This window comes from Pseudocitrobacter corydidari (genome assembly GCF_021172065.1).
Classification (GTDB): Bacteria; Pseudomonadota; Gammaproteobacteria; order Enterobacterales; family Enterobacteriaceae; genus Pseudocitrobacter; species Pseudocitrobacter corydidari.
Map to the genome: position 1 here is coordinate 2,879,888 of NZ_CP087880.1, position 19,660 is coordinate 2,899,547.

The following is a 19,660-nucleotide window of genomic DNA, read 5'->3' on the forward strand; positions in this document are numbered from 1 at the left end:
TAACTCAGGGCTTCTTAATAAGTGGCGGAACGGACGGGACTCGAACCCGCGACCCCCTGCGTGACAGGCAGGTATTCTAACCGACTGAACTACCGCTCCACCGAATTTCTTTGTCACTACCCGGATTTTCATCCCGGTTTACTGCAATTTGATGCCTGGCAGTTTATGAATCACTTCGTGATTCACCCTTCGGGCCGTTGCTTTGCAACGTTCAAAAGCTTTCGCTTTTGTCCTACTCTCTTATCGAGTAGTGAACTGCCTCAAAGGTCAGTGCCATACTTCTTAATTTGATGCCTGGCAGTTCCCTACTCTCGCATGGGGAGACCCCACACTACCATCGGCGCTACGGCGTTTCACTTCTGAGTTCGGCATGGGGTCAGGTGGGACCACCGCGCTAGTGCCGCCAGGCAAATTCTGTTTATTAACCCGCTTATCGCCGGTTAATCTAATCTGTTATCAAGCTTACTTATCGATGTCTCTTCGCCAAAACATCTTCGGCGTTGTAAGGTTAAGCCTCACGGTTCATTAGTACTGGTTAGCTCAATGCATCGCTGCACTTACACACCCAGCCTATCAACGTCGTCGTCTTCAACGTTCCTTCAGGACTCTTATAGAGTCAGGGAGAACTCATCTCGGGGCAAGTTTCGTGCTTAGATGCTTTCAGCACTTATCTCTTCCGCATGTAGCTACCGGGCAATGCCATTGGCATGACAACCCGAACACCAGTGATGCGTCCACTCCGGTCCTCTCGTACTAGGAGCAGCCCCCCTCAATTCTCCAGCGCCCACGGCAGATAGGGACCGAACTGTCTCACGACGTTCTAAACCCAGCTCGCGTACCACTTTAAATGGCGAACAGCCATACCCTTGGGACCTACTTCAGCCCCAGGATGTGATGAGCCGACATCGAGGTGCCAAACACCGCCGTCGATATGAACTCTTGGGCGGTATCAGCCTGTTATCCCCGGAGTACCTTTTATCCGTTGAGCGATGGCCCTTCCATTCAGAACCACCGGATCACTATGACCTGCTTTCGCACCTGCTCGCGCCGTCACGCTCGCAGTCAAGCTAGCTTATGCCATTGCACTAACCTCCTGATGTCCGACCAGGATTAGCTAACCTTCGTGCTCCTCCGTTACTCTTTGGGAGGAGACCGCCCCAGTCAAACTACCCACCAGACACTGTCCGCAACCCGGATCACGGGTCTACGTTAGAACATCAAACATTAAAGGGTGGTATTTCAAGGTTGGCTCCATGCAGACTGGCGTCCACACTTCAAAGCCTCCCACCTATCCTACACATCAAGGCTCAATGTTCAGTGTCAAGCTATAGTAAAGGTTCACGGGGTCTTTCCGTCTTGCCGCGGGTACACTGCATCTTCACAGCGAGTTCAATTTCACTGAGTCTCGGGTGGAGACAGCCTGGCCATCATTACGCCATTCGTGCAGGTCGGAACTTACCCGACAAGGAATTTCGCTACCTTAGGACCGTTATAGTTACGGCCGCCGTTTACCGGGGCTTCGATCAAGAGCTTCGCGTTGCCGCTAACCCCATCAATTAACCTTCCGGCACCGGGCAGGCGTCACACCGTATACGTCCACTTTCGTGTTTGCACAGTGCTGTGTTTTTAATAAACAGTTGCAGCCAGCTGGTATCTTCGACTGATTTCAGCTCCATGAGTAAATCACTTCACCTACATATCAGCGTGCCTTCTCCCGAAGTTACGGCACCATTTTGCCTAGTTCCTTCACCCGAGTTCTCTCAAGCGCCTTGGTATTCTCTACCTGACCACCTGTGTCGGTTTGGGGTACGATTCAATGTTACCTATAGCTTAGAGGCTTTTCCTGGAAGCAGGGCATTTGTTACTTCAGCACCGTAGTGCCTCGTCATCACGTCTCAGTGTTAACAGAAGTCCGGATTTACCTAAACTTCCCACCTACACGCTTAAACCGGGACAACCGTCGCCCGGCCAACATAGCCTTCTCCGTCCCCCCTTCGCAGTAACACCAAGTACAGGAATATTAACCTGTTTCCCATCGACTACGCCTTTCGGCCTCGCCTTAGGGGTCGACTCACCCTGCCCCGATTAACGTTGGACAGGAACCCTTGGTCTTCCGGCGAGCGGGCTTTTCACCCGCTTTATCGTTACTTATGTCAGCATTCGCACTTCTGATACCTCCAGCATGCCTCACGACACACCTTCAACGGCTTACAGAACGCTCCCCTACCCAACAACACTTAGTGTCGCTGCCGCAGCTTCGGTGCACAGTTTAGCCCCGTTACATCTTCCGCGCAGGCCGACTCGACCAGTGAGCTATTACGCTTTCTTTAAATGATGGCTGCTTCTAAGCCAACATCCTGGCTGTCTGAGCCTTCCCACATCGTTTCCCACTTAACTGTGACTTTGGGACCTTAGCTGGCGGTCTGGGTTGTTTCCCTCTTCACGACGGACGTTAGCACCCGCCGTGTGTCTCCCGTGATAACATTCTTCGGTATTCGCAGTTTGCATCGGGTTGGTAAGTCGGGATGACCCCCTAGCCGAAACAGTGCTCTACCCCCGAAGATGAATTCACGAGGCGCTACCTAAATAGCTTTCGGGGAGAACCAGCTATCTCCCGGTTTGATTGGCCTTTCACCCCCAGCCACAAGTCATCCGCTAATTTTTCAACATTAGTCGGTTCGGTCCTCCAGTTAGTGTTACCCAACCTTCAACCTGCCCATGGCTAGATCACCGGGTTTCGGGTCTATACCCTGCAACTTAACGCCCAGTTAAGACTCGGTTTCCCTTCGGCTCCCCTATTCGGTTAACCTTGCTACAGAATATAAGTCGCTGACCCATTATACAAAAGGTACGCAGTCACCTAACAAGTAGGCTCCCACTGCTTGTACGTACACGGTTTCAGGTTCTTTTTCACTCCCCTCGCCGGGGTTCTTTTCGCCTTTCCCTCACGGTACTGGTTCACTATCGGTCAGTCAGGAGTATTTAGCCTTGGAGGATGGTCCCCCCATATTCAGACAGGATACCACGTGTCCCGCCCTACTCTTCGAGTTCACAACATATGCATTTTGGTGTACGGGACTTTCACCCTGTATCGTGCGACTTTCCAGACGCTTCCACTAACACACATGCTGATTCAGACTCTGGGCTGCTCCCCGTTCGCTCGCCGCTACTGGGGGAATCTCGGTTGATTTCTTTTCCTCGGGGTACTTAGATGTTTCAGTTCCCCCGGTTCGCTTCATTACGCTATGTATTCACGTAATGATAGTGTGACGAATCACACTGGGTTTCCCCATTCGGAAATCGCCGGTTATAACGGTTCATATCACCTTACCGACGCTTATCGCAGATTAGCACGTCCTTCATCGCCTCTGACTGCCAGGGCATCCACCGTGTACGCTTAGTCGCTTAACCTCACAACCCGAAGATGTTTCGTAAAACACCATCAGTGTTGCGAAAATTTGAGAGACTCGAACACACTTAAATAGTGTGTCGTTTCAATTTTCAGCTTGATCCAGATTTTTAAAGAGCAAAACTTCGCAGCACACTTATTCAGTGTACTCTGAAGTTTTCTTGTTTTTTGCAGTAAAGATGGTGGAGCTATGCGGGATCGAACCGCAGACCTCCTGCGTGCAAAGCAGGCGCTCTCCCAGCTGAGCTATAGCCCCATCGTTTTTATCTCTGACCGTAATTTCTGTTGAGGCAAGGCGTGGTGACACGAAGCATACTGAAGTATGTGAGTGTCGCCGCAACGCAGCATCAGCAGAAATTTGGTAGGCCTGAGTGGACTTGAACCACCGACCTCACCCTTATCAGGGGTGCGCTCTAACCACCTGAGCTACAAGCCTGCAGAGATTTTTTACTGCTAATTTTCATCAGACAATCTGTGTGGACACTTCAAGGAACGGTTCTTTAAGGTAAGGAGGTGATCCAACCGCAGGTTCCCCTACGGTTACCTTGTTACGACTTCACCCCAGTCATGAATCACAAAGTGGTAAGCGCCCTCCCGAAGGTTAAGCTACCTACTTCTTTTGCAACCCACTCCCATGGTGTGACGGGCGGTGTGTACAAGGCCCGGGAACGTATTCACCGTAGCATTCTGATCTACGATTACTAGCGATTCCGACTTCATGGAGTCGAGTTGCAGACTCCAATCCGGACTACGACATACTTTATGAGGTCCGCTTGCTCTCGCGAGGTCGCTTCTCTTTGTATATGCCATTGTAGCACGTGTGTAGCCCTACTCGTAAGGGCCATGATGACTTGACGTCATCCCCACCTTCCTCCAGTTTATCACTGGCAGTCTCCTTTGAGTTCCCGGCCGAACCGCTGGCAACAAAGGATAAGGGTTGCGCTCGTTGCGGGACTTAACCCAACATTTCACAACACGAGCTGACGACAGCCATGCAGCACCTGTCTCACGGTTCCCGAAGGCACCAAAGCATCTCTGCTAAGTTCCGTGGATGTCAAGAGTAGGTAAGGTTCTTCGCGTTGCATCGAATTAAACCACATGCTCCACCGCTTGTGCGGGCCCCCGTCAATTCATTTGAGTTTTAACCTTGCGGCCGTACTCCCCAGGCGGTCGACTTAACGCGTTAGCTCCGGAAGCCACGCCTCAAGGGCACAACCTCCAAGTCGACATCGTTTACAGCGTGGACTACCAGGGTATCTAATCCTGTTTGCTCCCCACGCTTTCGCACCTGAGCGTCAGTCTTCGTCCAGGGGGCCGCCTTCGCCACCGGTATTCCTCCAGATCTCTACGCATTTCACCGCTACACCTGGAATTCTACCCCCCTCTACGAGACTCAAGCTTGCCAGTTTCAAATGCAGTTCCCAGGTTGAGCCCGGGGATTTCACATCTGACTTAACAAACCGCCTGCGTGCGCTTTACGCCCAGTAATTCCGATTAACGCTTGCACCCTCCGTATTACCGCGGCTGCTGGCACGGAGTTAGCCGGTGCTTCTTCTGCGAGTAACGTCAATTGCTGTGGTTATTAACCACAACACCTTCCTCCTCGCTGAAAGTACTTTACAACCCGAAGGCCTTCTTCATACACGCGGCATGGCTGCATCAGGCTTGCGCCCATTGTGCAATATTCCCCACTGCTGCCTCCCGTAGGAGTCTGGACCGTGTCTCAGTTCCAGTGTGGCTGGTCATCCTCTCAGACCAGCTAGGGATCGTCGCCTAGGTGAGCCGTTACCCCACCTACTAGCTAATCCCATCTGGGCACATCCGATGGCAAGAGGCCCGAAGGTCCCCCTCTTTGGTCTTGCGACGTTATGCGGTATTAGCTACCGTTTCCAGTAGTTATCCCCCTCCATCAGGCAGTTTCCCAGACATTACTCACCCGTCCGCCACTCGTCAGCAAAGCAGCAAGCTGCTTTCTGTTACCGTTCGACTTGCATGTGTTAGGCCTGCCGCCAGCGTTCAATCTGAGCCATGATCAAACTCTTCAATTTAAGTTTGATGCTCGTGAATTAAACTTCGTAATGAATTACGTGTTCACTCAGAGACTTGGTATTCATTTATCGTCTTGCGACGTTAAGAATCCGTATCATTGAGTGCCCACACAGATTGTCTGATAAATTGTTAAAGAGCAGTGCAACGCGGCTTTACGCTCACCGTTGCGAGGTCCCGTATAATACGTTTTCCTCTTTCAGAGTCAACCCTATTTTCAAGGATTTTTCTCTTCAACCGAACCGGCTGTTTGTGTGAAGTGTTTCACATCCGCCGTGTCGATGGAGGCGCATTATAGGGAGTTATCTGTAGGCCGCAATAGAAAAATGACAGAAAAACGACTGACTGCTGCATTCCACAGCAACACCCCGCTTTATACCCACTTGCCCACAGAGTTATCCACAAAAAGCCGTTTTAACCGGCCTTAGTTATGCGGTTTAACGAGCGCGGGCAGGTCTGCAAGGCTATTAATCACAATATCTGCCGCCTGCTCTGCTTCCTCTGTTACCGGCTTGCCGGTGCGAACCAGAACCTTCGTGCCGACATTGGCTGCCGCAGCGGCCTGCATGTCTTCCAGTTTATCGCCCACCATATAAGAAGAAGCCATATCAATGTGGAGATACTCCTGGGCGGATTTGAACATTCCCGGATGCGGTTTACGGCAATCACACACCTGGCGATACTCTTCAACCGTTCCCTGCGGGTGATGCGGGCAATAATAGATGCCATCCAGGTCAACACCGCGATCGGCCAGCGACCAGTCCATCCACTCAGTCAGGGTTTCAAACTGCGCTTCGGTAAATTTGCCGCGCGCAATCCCGGACTGGTTAGTCACCAGCACCAGCGCATAGCCCATTTCTTTTAATTTACGCATGGCATCAATAACGCCATCGATAAATTCGAAATCATCTATTTCATGGACGTAACCATGATCGACATTAATCGTGCCATCACGATCGAGAAAAATAGCGGGTACAGACTTTGCCACCGTGTTGCTCCTGAATAAGGCGTGTGGCGCTAGTATCTCATGTTTCGACGGGCAATAAAGTGCTGATCGTACAAAGCTGGATTGATTTAGACGTCTGGATGCCTTAACATCCGTTCAGTTGACGGCTATCGACCGTTTCTGGCAGAAGAAAATGCCACGGCAAACCCATAAGCGATAATAAATAGTCTAATGATTAAACTTTCGAATATCACCAAAGTGTTCCAGCAGGGGAACCGCACCATACAGGCGTTGAACAACGTTAGCCTGCATGTTCCTGCCGGGCAGATTTACGGCGTCATTGGCGCATCCGGCGCGGGTAAAAGTACGCTGATTCGCTGCGTGAACCTGCTTGAGCGCCCAACCCAGGGAAGCGTTGAAGTAGGCGGCCAGGAGCTGACCGCGCTTTCTGAAGGTGAGCTGACCAAAGCACGCCGTCAAATTGGCATGATTTTCCAGCACTTTAACCTGCTCTCTTCCCGTACCGTTTTTGGCAACGTGGCCTTACCGCTGGAGCTGGACAACACCTCTAAAGAGGAAGTGAAACGTCGCGTCACCGAGTTGCTGGATCTGGTCGGTCTTGGCGATAAACATGACAGCTACCCGGCAAATCTCTCCGGCGGACAGAAACAGCGCGTCGCGATTGCCCGCGCGCTGGCGAGCAACCCGAAAGTGCTGCTGTGCGATGAAGCCACCAGCGCGCTGGACCCGGCGACCACCCGCTCGATTCTCGAACTGCTGAAAGACATTAACCGCCGTCTGGGGCTGACTATCCTGCTCATCACCCACGAAATGGATGTGGTGAAGCGCATCTGCGATTGCGTGGCCGTCATCAGCAACGGTGAACTGATTGAACAGGATACGGTGAGCGAAGTCTTCTCCCATCCGAAAACCCCGTTGGCGCAGCAGTTTATTCAGTCCACGCTGCATCTGGACATTCCGGATGACTATCAGGCGCGCCTGAAAGCCGAACCGTTCGCCGACAGCGTGCCGATGCTACGTCTGGAATTCACCGGTCAATCCGTTGATGCGCCACTGCTCTCCGAGACCGCGCGTCGCTTCAACGTCAACAACAACATTATTAGCGCGCAGATGGATTACGCCGGTGGCGTGAAGTTCGGCATCATGCTGACTGAAATGCACGGCGAACAAAACGATACACAAGCCGCCATTGCCTGGCTGCAACAACACCATGTAAAAGTAGAGGTACTGGGTTATGTCTGAGCCAATGATGTGGTTACTGGCGCGCGGCGTCTGGGAAACGCTGGCGATGACCTTTGTGTCCGGCTTTTTCGGTTTTGTAATCGGCTTACCGGCAGGCGTGCTGCTTTACGTTACGCGTCCGGGGCAAATTATTGAGAATGCCAAGCTGTATCGCATTCTGTCGGCGCTGGTAAACATCTTCCGTTCTATTCCTTTTATTATCTTGCTGGTGTGGATGATTCCGTTTACCCGCGTGATCGTCGGCACGTCAATCGGTTTGCAGGCGGCTATCGTTCCGCTGACCGTGGGCGCTGCCCCGTTTATCGCCCGTATGGTGGAAAACGCCCTGCTGGAAATCCCGACCGGGTTGATTGAAGCCTCCCGCGCAATGGGCGCCACGCCGATGCAGATCGTCCGTAAAGTTCTGTTGCCGGAAGCACTGCCGGGCCTGGTGAATGCCGCAACCATCACCCTGATTACGCTGGTTGGCTATTCCGCAATGGGCGGTGCCGTTGGCGCGGGTGGTCTGGGTCAGATTGGCTACCAGTACGGGTATATCGGTTATAACGCGACGGTAATGAATACAGTACTGGTATTACTGGTCGTTCTGGTTTATTTAATTCAGCTATCTGGCGATCGCATCGTTCGGACTGTGACTCATAAATAACGTATTAAACAACACAACTCGAAGAGTTAAGGAAATAACATGGCGTTTAAGTTTAAAACTTTTGCGGCGGTCGGCGCTCTGATCGGTACTCTGGCACTGGCGGGTTGCGGTCAGGACGAGAAAGATCCCAACCACATCAAAGTCGGCGTGATTGTCGGCGCGGAACAGCAGGTTGCTGAAGTGGCTCAGAAAGTGGCGAAAGAAAAATACGGCCTGGACGTAGAACTGGTCACCTTCAACGACTACGTGCTGCCTAACGAAGCGCTGAGCAAAGGCGACATCGACGCGAACGCCTTCCAGCACAAACCTTATCTGGATCAGCAGATTAAAGACCGCGGCTACAAACTGGTTTCTGTAGGCTCCACATTCGTTTACCCGATCGCGGGCTATTCGAAAAAAATCAAATCACTGGATGAACTGCAGCCAGGTTCACAGGTTGCCGTGCCTAACGATCCAACCAACCTTGGTCGTACCCTGCTGCTGTTGCAAAAAGTGGGTCTGATTAAACTGAAAGACGGCATTGGCCTGCTGCCAACCGTTCTGGATATCACCGAGAACCCGAAAAACCTGAAGATTGTTGAACTGGAAGCACCGCAGCTGCCGCGTTCTCTGGATGACGCGCAAATCGCACTGGCGGTCATCAACACCACTTATGCCAGCCAGATTGGCCTGACCCCGGCAAAAGACGGCATCTTTGTTGAAGACAAAGACTCCCCGTACGTTAACCTGATCGTGACTCGCGAAGATAACAAAGACGCGGAAAACGTGAAGAAATTCGTTGAGGCTTACCAGTCTGACGAAGTGTACGAAGCGGCTAACAAAGTCTTCAACGGTGGCGCGGTAAAAGGCTGGTAAGTTACCCCCGCTAAGCACTATCTTTCAGGACGGGCGCATGCCCGTCTTGTCATTTCTGCAAGCACCTGATTCAATAAGCGCTGGTCTATCATAATTTGAGGAAATACTATGCGTGCTTTACCGATCTGTTTAATAGCACTGATGTTAGGCGGCTGTTCGATGCTAAACAGATCTCCCGTTGAACCTGTTCAAAGCACCGCGTCTACGCCTAAAACGGAAACCGTAAAACCAAAACCTGTCCGCGCCACCCCGGTGAGAATCTACACCAAGGCGGAAGATTTGGTCGGCAAACCTTTCCGCGATTTAGGTGAAGTCTCCGGCGATTCCTGCCAGGCAACCAATCAGGACTCTCCGCCAAACATCCCGACCGCCCGCAAGCGTATGCAGATCAACGCCTCAAAAATGAAAGCGAATGCGGTTCTGCTGCACAGCTGCGAAGTCACCAGCGGTACGCCAGGCTGCTATCGTCAGGCCGTATGTATCGGTTCGGCGCTCAACGTCTCGGCGAAATGAGCACCTTCCAGTTCGAGCAGATAGGCATTATCCGCTCACCGTATAGAGAGAAGTTCGCTGTACCGCGCCAGCCAGGTCTGGTGAAAAGCGGCGGCGGCGAACTTCACTTGATTGCGCCTTATAACCAGGCCGACGCCGTTCGCGGCCTGGAAGGGTTCAGCCATTTGTGGGTGCTGTTTGTTTTCCATCAGACGATGGAAGGCGGCTGGCGCCCCACGGTTCGCCCCCCTCGTCTGGGCGGCAATGCCCGCATGGGCGTCTTCGCTACGCGTTCGACCTTTCGCCCGAATCCCATCGGCATGTCGCTGGTTGAGCTGCGGGGGATACGTACCCACAAAGACCAGGTGATCCTCGAACTGGGCAGCCTGGATTTAGTGGACGGTACGCCGGTAGTGGATATCAAACCCTATCTGCCGTTTGCCGAAGCATTACCAGACGCCAACGCAAGCTATGCGCAGGACGCGCCGCAGGCCGCTGTCGATATCGCGTTTACCCGTGAAGTGCAGCAACAAATTTTATCCCTGGAAAAACGCTACCCGCGACTACAGCAGTTTATCCATGAAGTACTGGCGCAGGACCCGCGTCCGGCCTACCGTAAGAATGAAGAAGAAGGGAAAACCTACGCCGTGTGGCTGCTCGATTTCAACGTGCGCTGGCGCGTAACGCCCGCAGGCTTTGAAGTCTTTGCGCTGGAAGCCAGGTAAATTCGCTACACTCTCTTTTGACATCCCCTTCTCGCTGGTAAACTAAATCACTTTTTTTGCATCAGGCTCACGTTGAGCCTGTTCGATCGTCCAACTGGAACCGTAACAACATGCGTACTAGCCAATACCTGCTCTCCACTCTGAAGGAGACACCTGCCGACGCCGAGGTTATCAGCCACCAGCTGATGCTGCGCGCCGGGATGATCCGCAAGCTGGCCTCCGGGTTATACACCTGGCTGCCGACCGGCGTGCGCGTCCTGAAAAAAGTCGAAAACATCGTGCGTGAAGAGATGAACAACGCCGGTGCTATCGAGGTGTTAATGCCGGTAGTTCAGCCATCTGAACTGTGGCAAGAGAGTGGTCGTTGGGAACAGTATGGCCCGGAACTGCTGCGTATTGCTGACCGTGGCGACCGTCCGTTTGTACTCGGCCCAACTCACGAAGAAGTTATCACCGACCTGATTCGTAATGAGCTCAGCTCTTACAAACAGCTGCCGCTGAACTTCTACCAGATCCAGACGAAATTCCGTGACGAAGTTCGCCCGCGTTTTGGCGTGATGCGCTCCCGCGAATTCCTGATGAAAGATGCTTACTCTTTCCATACCTCTCAGGAATCGCTGCAGGAAACTTACGACGCGATGTACGCCGCTTACAGCAAAATCTTCAGCCGTATGGGGCTGGATTTCCGTGCTGTACAAGCTGATACCGGTTCAATCGGCGGTAGTGCATCCCACGAATTCCAGGTGCTGGCGCAGAGCGGCGAAGATGACGTGATCTTCTCTGATTCATCCGATTACGCAGCTAACATCGAATTTGCTGAAGCCGTTGCGCCGAAAGAACCGCGCGCTGCCGCCACTCAGGAAATGACGCTGGTTGATACGCCAAACGCAAAAACTATCGCCGAGCTGGTTGAGCAGTTTAATCTGCCGATCGAAAAAACGGTTAAAACACTGCTGGTGAAAGCAGCAGAAGGCAGCAAATCACCGCTGGTTGCTCTGCTGGTTCGCGGTGACCACGAACTGAACGAAGTTAAAGCAGAGAAACTGGCGCAGGTTGCCAGCCCGCTGACTTTCGCGACTGAAGAAGAAATTCGCGCCGTGGTGAAAGCAGGCCCTGGTTCCCTCGGCCCGGTAAACATGCCGATTCCGATGGTTATCGACCGTACCGTTGCTGTAATGAGCGACTTCGGCGCTGGTGCTAACATCGATGGTAAACACTACTTCGGTATCAACTGGGATCGCGATGTCGCAACGCCTGAAGTTGCGGATATCCGTAACGTAGTTGCTGGCGACCCGAGCCCGGACGGTAAAGGTACGCTGCTGATTAAACGTGGTATCGAAGTCGGTCACATCTTCCAGTTGGGTACCAAGTACTCCGAAGCGATGAAAGCCTCCGTACAGGGCGAAGATGGTCGTAACCAGACGCTGACCATGGGCTGCTACGGTATCGGGGTGACCCGCGTGGTGGCTGCGGCTATTGAGCAAAACTATGACGATCGCGGCATTCTGTGGCCAGACGCTATCGCACCGTTCCAGGTAGCGATTCTGCCGATGAACATGCACAAATCCTACCGCGTGCAGGAGCTGGCTGAGAAGCTGTACGCTGAGCTGCGTGCGCAGGGTATCGAAGTGTTGATGGACGACCGTAAAGAGCGTCCGGGCGTGATGTTCGCCGATATGGAACTGATCGGTATTCCACACACTATCGTGCTGGGCGACCGCAACCTCGACAACGACGATATCGAATACAAATACCGTCGTAACGGCGAGAAACAGCTGATTAAAACCGGCGATATCGTCGATTACCTGGTGAAAGCCATTAAAGGTTAAGTCGGGTTTACGATATGAAAAAGCCTCGCGATTGCGAGGCTTTTTTGTGTCGGGTGGCGCTGCGCGTACCCGACCTACAGGCCGGATTAATTACAATCTTTCCCCGGAATAAACTTCGTGTTGCTGTCCGGTTGTAACGTTTTCACCATCTCGCCCGTATCCGGGTTGGCTTCAAGGGTGAAATGCCCCTCCACCACCAACAGTACAGGCTTAGTTTCCGCACCGCGCGCAACCGCATAATCACGCTCTAGCTGCGCATTGCTGGCGACCGCCATCTTCTTGCCCGTGGCGCAATCGGTAAAGATTGCCGCATCCGCCATATAGAAATACATCCCGCGCATCGCCATAGGCGTTGTTGGCAGGCTCGCCTTAACCGGCTCCAGCGTATAGTTAAGCGTGGACTCAATCGGGTTTCCTTCCTGATCAAGCATTTCCAGGTTATCGCCCTTCACCCGATACCAGGACTTCTCACCTTTACTGTCAGTTAACACCAGCTTCCCGGCGGTACGCGCCCAGGTACCATAGCTGGCGAACGACGACGGCTCTTTCATTACGCCCTGATAGCGTTCATTCATTACCCAGGTGCCATCTTTGGCGAGAAACAGCGAAGTTTCGATCCCTTCGCAATCGGCACAAGGCAAAATACCGCGCCAGCTTTGCTGCATCGGTTTCAATTCAGCCATTTGGGCCGGGGCCAGCGTTTCCACTTCCGCACGATTGTTACACCCAAACAGTGCAAACAGCATACCGGCGGCAGCTATCGTCAATATTGCTTTTTTCACCCTCAATTCCCTCTTTGATTTCTTATTACGTCCGCAGTCGTTAGTAGTTCACCTTGCCACGCAATGTTTTTACATTCGATTTTTGCGCTTTGGCATTCAGCCTGCGTTCTTTGGACGCGCGCGTTGGCCGGGTTGCACGACGACTTTTCTGTTCTGTCGTTAATTCCTTAATGACAGCCACCAGCCGCGCAATCGCCGCTTCGCGGTTCATCTCCTGACTGCGATACTCCTGCGCTTTAATGATAAACACACCGTCGGCAGAAATTAAGTGGTGACTGGCTGCCAGCAGCTTCTCTTTATAATAGTCCGGCAGGCTGGAAGCGCGGATATCGAAACGCAAATGGATAGCCGTCGAGGCCTTATTGACGTGCTGGCCCCCCGCCCCCTGCGCCCGGATGGCGGTGATGGTTATCTCTTCATCCGGGATACTGACCGCCCGTGAGAGAACAATCATGCCGGTTGCTGCCACGGCGTAAAATGAATTTCCAGATTATTCTGAGCATCCGATAACCAAATCGCGCCTTCCTGCAGCGTCGCCTGAAGCGTCATGGTGCGCGAGGCAAAGGCGCTGAGCTTCGCCAGTTGCTCGTCATCCAGATACCAGACGCTCAGTTTATCGAATGACGCCAGTTTGCTCTGGTTTTGTTGCCACCAGATTTCAGCCGCGCGGCTGTTATAGGTAAACAGCGCCACCTCCTTCGCCAGGCTGCACGCTTTCTTGATACGGCGCTCGTCCGGCAGGCCGAGTTCAATCCACAGATCGATACCCAGATGGTCGTTACGCAGCCAGATTTCCGGCTCATCATCGGCGCTCAGGCCACGGGTGAACTGGAGACGCTCATCAGCATATTTAATCCACGCCAGCAGACGTAGCATCATGCGTTCTTGTGTTTCGGACGGATGCTGCGCCAGCGTCAGGGATGCATCGAGAAACTGGTTGCGGTCAATGTCGGCCACATTGACCACTGCCTTGTAAATTGTCGCTTTCAGTGCCATACATTAGCTCCTGTAAAAATGGCGCTCATTGTAACGAAATCAACGGTAAAAGGCTGTCGGGATTTACAGGAGCCGACATTCATCCTGCTGATAATGCTTAAATGAGTATGATATAGTCACCTTGCTAAACAGAGTTTATCTTCGTAGGCTTAACTTGCATCCACGGTTGAGTCAGAACGCTGACAGGAGGGCATGTGGACAATTATTGTGAGTTGATTCGTCAACGCTATGCGGAAATTGCCAGCGGAGATTTAGGGTACATCCCGGATGCGCTGGGTTGTGTACTGAAAGTATTGAACGAAGTTGCGGCGGATAGCGCCCTTTCAGAGTCGATCAGGGAAAAAGCGGCCTATGCGGCGGCAAACTTACTGGTGAGCGATTATGTCAATGAATGAGACCTATCAACCTATCAATTGCGATGACTATGACAATCTCGAGCTCGCCTGCCAGCATCACCTCGTGCTGACGCTGGAACTTAAAGACGGCGAAGTGCTGCAAGCGAAAGCCAGCGACCTGCTCTCACGCAAAAACGTAGAGTATCTGGTCCTTGAAGCTGGCGGAGAGAGCCGCGAAGTGCGCCTCGACCGCATTACCAGCTTCAGCCATCCGCAAATCGGCACCGTCGTGGTGAGCGAATCCTGAGTGAACAACGGGCAGCTTAGCTGCCCGTTTTTTTCCATTCCAGCTGTAAACCGGTTCCTGGCGTTATCGCCGCTTCCTGCGTCACAAATCGCCCCGCCGCTGCAATCAACACATCGTTATAAAACAGCAGCGGCGTGGTGTCGCGCAGCCACGGTGGGACACCCAGTTCCTGCCAGATTTTTTTCAGCTTGCGGCCACCGTTACGCCCCACAATATGCAGCGTGCCGGGGGCTTTAAAACGAATGGTGACGGTTTCATTTTCGTGCGGTGGACGGATATCGCCCCCCGAAGCCAAACGTACGTCTCCAACGGGTAAATTCAGGCACTGCGCAATATCAGGCCAGAGAAACGTTTTATTCCCCGGCGATACGCTCGTTTTCACCCACCAAAGTTGTTGTTGATAGCGACGAATTTCGTGATCGCCATGACGCAGACACGGGGCCGCATCCTCGCGCGCCTCGACAACTTCCTGCCAGATACGCGTCAGCATATCGCGCGACGGCATAGCCGCATGATGCAACGCCAGCCAGCGCCGTAACAGCGCGGCGCGGCGCGGGGCGCTCATGGTCAGCATCGGCGGCAGATTCAGCGCGCCTTGCGGCGTCATCAGGCTGGCCAGCTCATCGGCCAGCAGTTCATCCAGCAGTTGCTCCTGCTCAGCACAGAGCGCTGCGCTACGGGCCGTGGCTTGCGCAAAATGAGGCCAGCGCTCGCTGAGCAGCGGTACGACACGTAAACGGAGGAAGTTTCGATCGTAGGCATCGTCCTGATTGCTCTCATCTTCAATCCACGAGAGCTGGTGCGCTTGCGCCCACGCCAGCAATGAAGCACGCGATGCCTTCAGCAAAGGGCGAAGCAGATGCCCGCTCGCAAACGGCATGCAGGCGGGCATGGCGGAAAGCCCCGCCGGGCCGCTTCCGCGTTTGAGCGCCAGCAGGACGGTTTCACACTGATCGTCCAGATGCTGCGCCGTAACCAGCGCCTCGCCATCCTGTAACGCTTCACCGAACGCCTGATAACGCGCCTGCCGGGCCTGCGCTTCAATTCCCAGGCCATCCTGCGCCAGCGTGACGCACACAACCTGTAACGGGACGTTCCACGCTAAACATTGCTGCTGGCAATGCGCAACCCAGGCATCCGCGTGCTGACTCAGGCCGTGGTGAATATGTATTGCCCGCAGCGTAACGGATGGATTCTCCCGCCGCCAGCAGACCATCTGATGCAGCAATACCGTAGAGTCCAGGCCACCGCTGAAGGCCACCAGAAACTGGCGGTAAGGCTCAAGGGATGAAGTGAAAGCAGGCGTCGTCATGATGTTGTCATTAGAAGGCTAAGCCCGGCACGTTACCGGGCCGGGCTCAGGGTTGCAAGCCCTACTGCTGGTACAGTTCCAGCGGCAGGCCGTCGGGGTCATTAAAAAAGGTAAAGCGTTTATCCGTAAACGGATCAACGCGAATCGCTTCGCAGGTTACGCCATGCGCCTGCAAATGCGCAACCGCCGCATCGAGATCGTCAACGCTAAAGGCCAGATGACGCAGGCCGCAGGCTTCCGGACGGCTTGGACGCGCAGGCGGAAACGGGAACGAAAACAGTTCAATCACATACTGCCCGTTCAGCGCCAGATCGCCCTTCCAGGAATCGCGCTCTTCGCGATAAAACTCGCTCTGCAGAGTAAACCCCAGAATGTCGCAGTAGAACGCCTTACTCTTCGCGTAGTCGGTTGCAATAATGGCAATATGGTGAATCTGTTTTAAACCCAGCATTCTTATTCTCCTTTATCGTTTTCAGCACGTTACCTGTGCCGGGGCTTAACGCGCAACCCCTTCGCCGCTTTTTAAGACTCGAACCCGGTAAACGCCGTTCTCATCACGCTTCGCACCGTGAATATCCGTCTCGAAGCCCGGATAGTGACGCCCGACCGAGCACAGCATCAGCAGGAAATCGAGCACCGAGCGGCTCTCTTCGGTGATCATCTCGCCCGGCATCAACAGCGGCACGCCCGGCGGATACGGCAGGATCATATTAGCGGAAACGCGCCCCACGACTTCTTCCAGCGCTACCGTTTCAACATCACCTTTAATCTGACGCTGCCATGCCTGATGCGGCGTCATCTTCATTTCCGGCAGTACGTCAAACGCACGCAGCATTAAACGCGGCAGATCGTGCTGGCGGATCAGTTTGTGGATCCCCTGTGCCAGATCCTGAATGCGCATATTGCGGTAGAAATCCGGATCTTCCGCGTAGAGATCCGGCAGCATGTTTTTCACCCGCAGATTCAGATCGTAAGCGCGCTTAAACTCCGTTAACCCGCGCAGCAGGCCCATTGCTCGGGTTTTATCGATACCGATGCTAAACAGGAACAGCAGATTATAGGGCCCGGTTTTCTCTACCACCACGCCGTGCTCATCGAGATATTTCGCCACCAGCGCCGCCGGGATACCCTCGTCGCTCATATTGCCCTGTTCGTCCATACCTGGCGTCAGGATGGTCACTTTGACCGGATCGAGGAACATATGATCGCGGTCGGCATCGGCAAATCCATGCCAGTCTGCGCCCGGCGAGACCGGCCAGCATTCCGCTTCGTCGATCTCTTTCGGCTGCCAGATGTCAAAGAACCAGCTATCCGACTCTTCACGCAGTCGCTGAACCTCTTTGCGGAAATGCAATGCACGCTCCACCGAGCGGGTGATCAGGCGCTTCCCTGGATTGCCGCGCAGCATCGCCGCTGCCGTTTCGATTGAAGCGACAATCGGGTAACTCGGCGATGTCGAGGTGTGCATCATAAAGGCTTCGTTGAAGGTATCTTCATCGTAGTCACCTTTGATGTGAATAAGCGAAGCCTGCGACAGCGCGGCCAGCATTTTATGCGTCGACTGCGTTTCGAAGAACACTTTCCCCGGCACGCGCTCGCCGCTCATGCCGCTTTTGCCCTGATAAATCGGGTGGAAGTGGGTATACGGCACCCATGCCGAGTCGAAGTGAATCGAGGGCACATCCAGCGTTTGCTTGATCCAGTTGGTGTTATACAGCAGGCCATCGTAGGTGGAATTCGTGATCACCGCATGCACCGGCCACTGTGCGTTTTTAGTCGCATCAACTTTCTGTTGCAGGCTGTCGCGGGTAAATTCATGCCGCGGGATCCCCCCGAGAATACCGAGCGCGTTCCGGGTTGGCTTCAGCCACAATGGCACTACATCACTCATCATCAGCAAATGGGCGAGTGATTTATGGCAGTTACGGTCAATCAACAACGTGCTGCCCGCCGGTGCGGCGTACATGCCGACAATTTTGTTCGACGTCGAGGTCCCGTTGGTCACCATATAACTCTGTTCAGCGCCAAAGGTGCGGGCAATATACTCTTCCGCCTCCAGATGTGGGCCAGTGTGGTCGAGCAGCGAACCCAGCTCGGTGACGGAAATCGAGACATCCGCCTTCAGCGTATTGGCGCCAAAGAAATCATAGAACAGGCAACCAATCGGGCTTTTTTGATACGCCGTTCCCGCCATATGGCCGGGCGTACAGAAGGTGTATTTCCCCTCATTCACATAGGTAAACAACGCTTTGGTGAACGGCGGCGTAATGTTATCCAGGTACTCATCGGTGTACTGGCGGATGCGGGTGGCGATATCGCCAGACTGCCCCAGCGCATATTCAAAGAACCACAGCGCCATCCGCAGATCGTGGACGCTGACGTCCATCGTCGAATGGGTGTTGATGAAGGCGTAGAGCGGGAGATATTCGTTTAGCTGATTGATCTCGCTGCACAGGTCAACGTTGTATTCGTCCCAGTCGAAGATAACGCCGCAGATGCGCGGGTTATGTTCGATAAATTTCAGCAGGTCAGCGCTGTTTTGCGGCCAGATAATTTTGAAGCCCTGCGCGAGTAACGCGCTTTCCAGCTCCTTGATGGGCTCGTCTTTGTAGTAGACGCCGTGCGGCCCCATAATGGCGATTATATTCATGCGCTCCTCCTGGAAATGTTAGCTAATCATAGCCCAGCTAAATCACAGATAAAAAAAAGGGTCACGCAATGTGACCCTTTTTAGCAAATATCTGATTAACCGCTTACGCGTAGCCGTAGCTCATCAGACGCTGATAGCGACGATTTTTAAGGTCGTCTGTGCTCAGCACGTCGAGATCGGCCAGGTCTTCCAGCAGTTGCGCTTTCAGCGATGCTGCCATCGCTTCCGGATTACGGTGCGCGCCGCCCAGCGGTTCTGGAATGATAGAGTCAATCAGCTTCAGCTCTTTCAGACGCGGGGCAATGATGCCCATCGCTTCTGCGGCCAGCGGGGCTTTATCCGCGCTTTTCCACAGAATAGACGCACAGCCTTCCGGTGAAATCACCGAATAGGTGCTGTACTGCAGCATATTCACTTTATCACCCACGCCAATCGCCAGCGCGCCGCCGGAGCCACCTTCACCGATAACGGTACAGATAACCGGCACGCTCAGACGTGACATTTCACGCAGGTTGCGGGCAATCGCTTCAGACTGACCACGTTCTTCCGCGCCCACGCCAGGGTATGCACCCGGGGTGTCGATGAAGGTGATGATCGGCATGTTGAAGCGCTCGGCCATCTCCATCAAACGCAGGGCTTTACGGTAACCTTCTGGTGCTGGCATACCGAAGTTGCGACGGATTTTTTCTTTGGTTTCACGGCCTTTCTGATGACCAATGATCATCACCGGACGTCCATCCAGACGCGCGATCCCGCCCACGATAGCTTTATCGTCAGCATAAGCGCGGTCGCCGGCCAGTTCGTCAAATTCATCAAACGCCAGGCGGACATAATCCAGGGTGTACGGGCGCTGCGGATGGCGCGCCAGTTGGGCTACCTGCCATGCGCCGAGATCGGCAAAGATTTTGCGCGTCAGCTCTACGCTTTTTTCGCGCAGACGATGCACTTCTTCGTCGATGTTAATATCCAGTTTCTCATCCTGACGGCTAACCGCAGTCAGAGAATCGATTTTCGCTTCCAGCTCTGCGATCGGCTGTTCAAAATCAAGGAAATTCAGACTCATAGTA

16 protein-coding genes, 3 tRNA genes and 3 rRNA genes are annotated in these 19,660 nt (G+C 53.6%); 8 read left to right on the top strand and 14 right to left on the bottom strand.

The annotated features are described in order from the left end of the window. Positions 1-22 precede the first annotated feature (22 nt). From G163CM_RS13475 to gmhB, 7 genes are all read right to left on the bottom strand, one after another. Positions 23-99: transfer RNA gene (locus G163CM_RS13475), tRNA-Asp, on the bottom strand. Between the two features lie 193 nt (positions 100-292). Further along, a 5S ribosomal RNA gene (rrf, locus tag G163CM_RS13480) occupies positions 293-408 on the bottom strand. 96 nt (positions 409-504) lie between these two features. Then, a 23S ribosomal RNA gene (locus G163CM_RS13485) occupies positions 505-3,411 on the bottom strand. Positions 3,412-3,589: 178 nt separating this feature from the next. Next, a tRNA-Ala gene (locus tag G163CM_RS13490) sits at positions 3,590-3,665 on the bottom strand. A 103-nt stretch (positions 3,666-3,768) separates the two neighbouring features. Next, positions 3,769-3,845: transfer RNA gene (locus G163CM_RS13495), tRNA-Ile, on the bottom strand. Positions 3,846-3,915: 70 nt separating this feature from the next. Then, positions 3,916-5,457 (bottom strand): 16S ribosomal RNA (locus G163CM_RS13500). The 16S, 23S and 5S rRNA genes sit together here with 3 tRNA genes alongside, the layout of an rRNA operon. A gap of 422 nt (positions 5,458-5,879) precedes the next feature. Next, entirely contained in the window at positions 5,880-6,443 is a 564-nt protein-coding gene (gene gmhB, locus G163CM_RS13505; RefSeq protein ID WP_231825318.1) for a D-glycero-beta-D-manno-heptose 1,7-bisphosphate 7-phosphatase, read from the bottom strand. A 189-nt stretch (positions 6,444-6,632) separates the two neighbouring features. Here gmhB and metN point away from each other — a divergent pair, with 189 nt between their 5' ends. The 6 genes from metN (at position 6,633) to proS (ending at position 12,211) form a co-directional block, all read left to right on the top strand. Then, entirely contained in the window at positions 6,633-7,664 is a 1,032-nt protein-coding gene (gene metN / locus G163CM_RS13510) for a methionine ABC transporter ATP-binding protein MetN (protein ID WP_231825319.1), read from the top strand. Further along, on the top strand, positions 7,657-8,310 hold the full coding sequence (locus tag G163CM_RS13515; protein ID WP_015965818.1) for a methionine ABC transporter permease MetI: 654 nt from the start codon (positions 7,657-7,659) through the stop codon (positions 8,308-8,310). The genes metN and G163CM_RS13515 overlap by 8 nt, the downstream gene beginning before the upstream one ends. Before the next feature lie 39 nt (positions 8,311-8,349). Next, positions 8,350-9,165 (top strand): methionine ABC transporter substrate-binding lipoprotein MetQ, encoded by an 816-nt coding sequence (gene metQ / locus G163CM_RS13520; RefSeq protein WP_015965819.1) that lies wholly within the window; start codon positions 8,350-8,352, stop codon positions 9,163-9,165. 108 nt (positions 9,166-9,273) lie between these two features. Then, complete coding sequence (gene rcsF, locus G163CM_RS13525; protein WP_015965820.1) at positions 9,274-9,678, top strand: Rcs stress response system protein RcsF; 405 nt, start codon at positions 9,274-9,276, stop codon at positions 9,676-9,678. Next, entirely contained in the window at positions 9,675-10,382 is a 708-nt protein-coding gene (tsaA, locus tag G163CM_RS13530; protein WP_015965821.1) for a tRNA (N6-threonylcarbamoyladenosine(37)-N6)-methyltransferase TrmO, read from the top strand. The genes rcsF and tsaA overlap by 4 nt, the downstream gene beginning before the upstream one ends. A 110-nt stretch (positions 10,383-10,492) precedes the next feature. Next, a complete protein-coding gene (gene proS, locus G163CM_RS13535) occupies positions 10,493-12,211 on the top strand; it encodes a proline--tRNA ligase (protein ID WP_015965822.1) in 1,719 nt (572 codons plus the stop codon). 86 nt (positions 12,212-12,297) lie between these two features. On the opposite strand, the gene nlpE is transcribed toward proS, so the two are convergent. From nlpE to G163CM_RS13550, 3 genes are read right to left on the bottom strand one after another with little or no spacing between them, the layout of a single operon-like run. Next, positions 12,298-12,993: an envelope stress response activation lipoprotein NlpE gene (gene nlpE / locus G163CM_RS13540; protein ID WP_231825320.1), complete on the bottom strand. Its 696-nt coding sequence runs from the start codon at positions 12,991-12,993 to the stop codon at positions 12,298-12,300. A 40-nt stretch (positions 12,994-13,033) separates the two neighbouring features. Then, positions 13,034-13,447, bottom strand: coding sequence for an alternative ribosome rescue aminoacyl-tRNA hydrolase ArfB (gene arfB / locus G163CM_RS13545; protein ID WP_231825321.1), 414 nt, complete (start codon positions 13,445-13,447; stop codon positions 13,034-13,036). Further along, positions 13,444-13,989, bottom strand: a complete 546-nt coding sequence (locus G163CM_RS13550; protein WP_231825322.1) for a YaeQ family protein — start codon at positions 13,987-13,989, stop codon at positions 13,444-13,446. Before G163CM_RS13550 ends, arfB begins: the two co-directional genes overlap by 4 nt. Before the next feature lie 194 nt (positions 13,990-14,183). Between G163CM_RS13550 and G163CM_RS13555 the strand changes: the two genes are divergently transcribed. Further along, positions 14,184-14,384, top strand: a complete 201-nt coding sequence (locus G163CM_RS13555) for a YaeP family protein (protein ID WP_015965826.1) — start codon at positions 14,184-14,186, stop codon at positions 14,382-14,384. Beyond that, entirely contained in the window at positions 14,371-14,631 is a 261-nt protein-coding gene (gene rof, locus G163CM_RS13560; RefSeq protein WP_015965827.1) for a Rho-binding antiterminator, read from the top strand. Before G163CM_RS13555 ends, rof begins: the two co-directional genes overlap by 14 nt. 16 nt (positions 14,632-14,647) lie before the next feature. Here rof and tilS read toward each other — a convergent pair whose 3' ends face one another. The 4 genes from tilS to accA form a co-directional block, all read right to left on the bottom strand. Next, a complete protein-coding gene (tilS, locus tag G163CM_RS13565; protein WP_231825323.1) occupies positions 14,648-15,943 on the bottom strand; it encodes a tRNA lysidine(34) synthetase TilS in 1,296 nt (431 codons plus the stop codon). A 61-nt stretch (positions 15,944-16,004) separates the two neighbouring features. Further along, positions 16,005-16,394, bottom strand: coding sequence for a VOC family protein (locus tag G163CM_RS13570; protein WP_231825324.1), 390 nt, complete (start codon positions 16,392-16,394; stop codon positions 16,005-16,007). Between the two features lie 45 nt (positions 16,395-16,439). Next, the gene (ldcC, locus tag G163CM_RS13575) at positions 16,440-18,593 is read right to left on the bottom strand and encodes a lysine decarboxylase LdcC (protein ID WP_231825325.1); all 2,154 of its coding nucleotides are present in this window, start codon (positions 18,591-18,593) and stop codon (positions 16,440-16,442) included. Positions 18,594-18,696: 103 nt separating this feature from the next. Next, the gene (gene accA / locus G163CM_RS13580) at positions 18,697-19,656 is read right to left on the bottom strand and encodes an acetyl-CoA carboxylase carboxyl transferase subunit alpha (RefSeq protein ID WP_015965831.1); all 960 of its coding nucleotides are present in this window, start codon (positions 19,654-19,656) and stop codon (positions 18,697-18,699) included. Positions 19,657-19,660: the final 4 nt, after the last annotated feature.

What these genes read in the sequence shown, in the direction of transcription:
- G163CM_RS13550 (WP_231825322.1), bottom strand. Translation starts at nt 13,989, where the DNA reads ATGGCACTGAAAGCGACAATTTACAAGGCAGTGGTCAATGTGGCCGAC.
- arfB (WP_231825321.1), bottom strand. Translation starts at nt 13,447, where the DNA reads ATGATTGTTCTCTCACGGGCGGTCAGTATCCCGGATGAAGAGATAACC.
- accA (WP_015965831.1), bottom strand. Translation starts at nt 19,656, where the DNA reads ATGAGTCTGAATTTCCTTGATTTTGAACAGCCGATCGCAGAGCTGGAA.
- ldcC (WP_231825325.1), bottom strand. Translation starts at nt 18,593, where the DNA reads ATGAATATAATCGCCATTATGGGGCCGCACGGCGTCTACTACAAAGAC.
- metQ (WP_015965819.1), top strand. Translation starts at nt 8,350, where the DNA reads ATGGCGTTTAAGTTTAAAACTTTTGCGGCGGTCGGCGCTCTGATCGGT.
- proS (WP_015965822.1), top strand. Translation starts at nt 10,493, where the DNA reads ATGCGTACTAGCCAATACCTGCTCTCCACTCTGAAGGAGACACCTGCC.
- rof (WP_015965827.1), top strand. Translation starts at nt 14,371, where the DNA reads ATGTCAATGAATGAGACCTATCAACCTATCAATTGCGATGACTATGAC.
- G163CM_RS13515 (WP_015965818.1), top strand. Translation starts at nt 7,657, where the DNA reads ATGTCTGAGCCAATGATGTGGTTACTGGCGCGCGGCGTCTGGGAAACG.
- tilS (WP_231825323.1), bottom strand. Translation starts at nt 15,943, where the DNA reads ATGACGACGCCTGCTTTCACTTCATCCCTTGAGCCTTACCGCCAGTTT.
- rcsF (WP_015965820.1), top strand. Translation starts at nt 9,274, where the DNA reads ATGCGTGCTTTACCGATCTGTTTAATAGCACTGATGTTAGGCGGCTGT.
- tsaA (WP_015965821.1), top strand. Translation starts at nt 9,675, where the DNA reads ATGAGCACCTTCCAGTTCGAGCAGATAGGCATTATCCGCTCACCGTAT.
- metN (WP_231825319.1), top strand. Translation starts at nt 6,633, where the DNA reads ATGATTAAACTTTCGAATATCACCAAAGTGTTCCAGCAGGGGAACCGC.
- G163CM_RS13570 (WP_231825324.1), bottom strand. Translation starts at nt 16,394, where the DNA reads ATGCTGGGTTTAAAACAGATTCACCATATTGCCATTATTGCAACCGAC.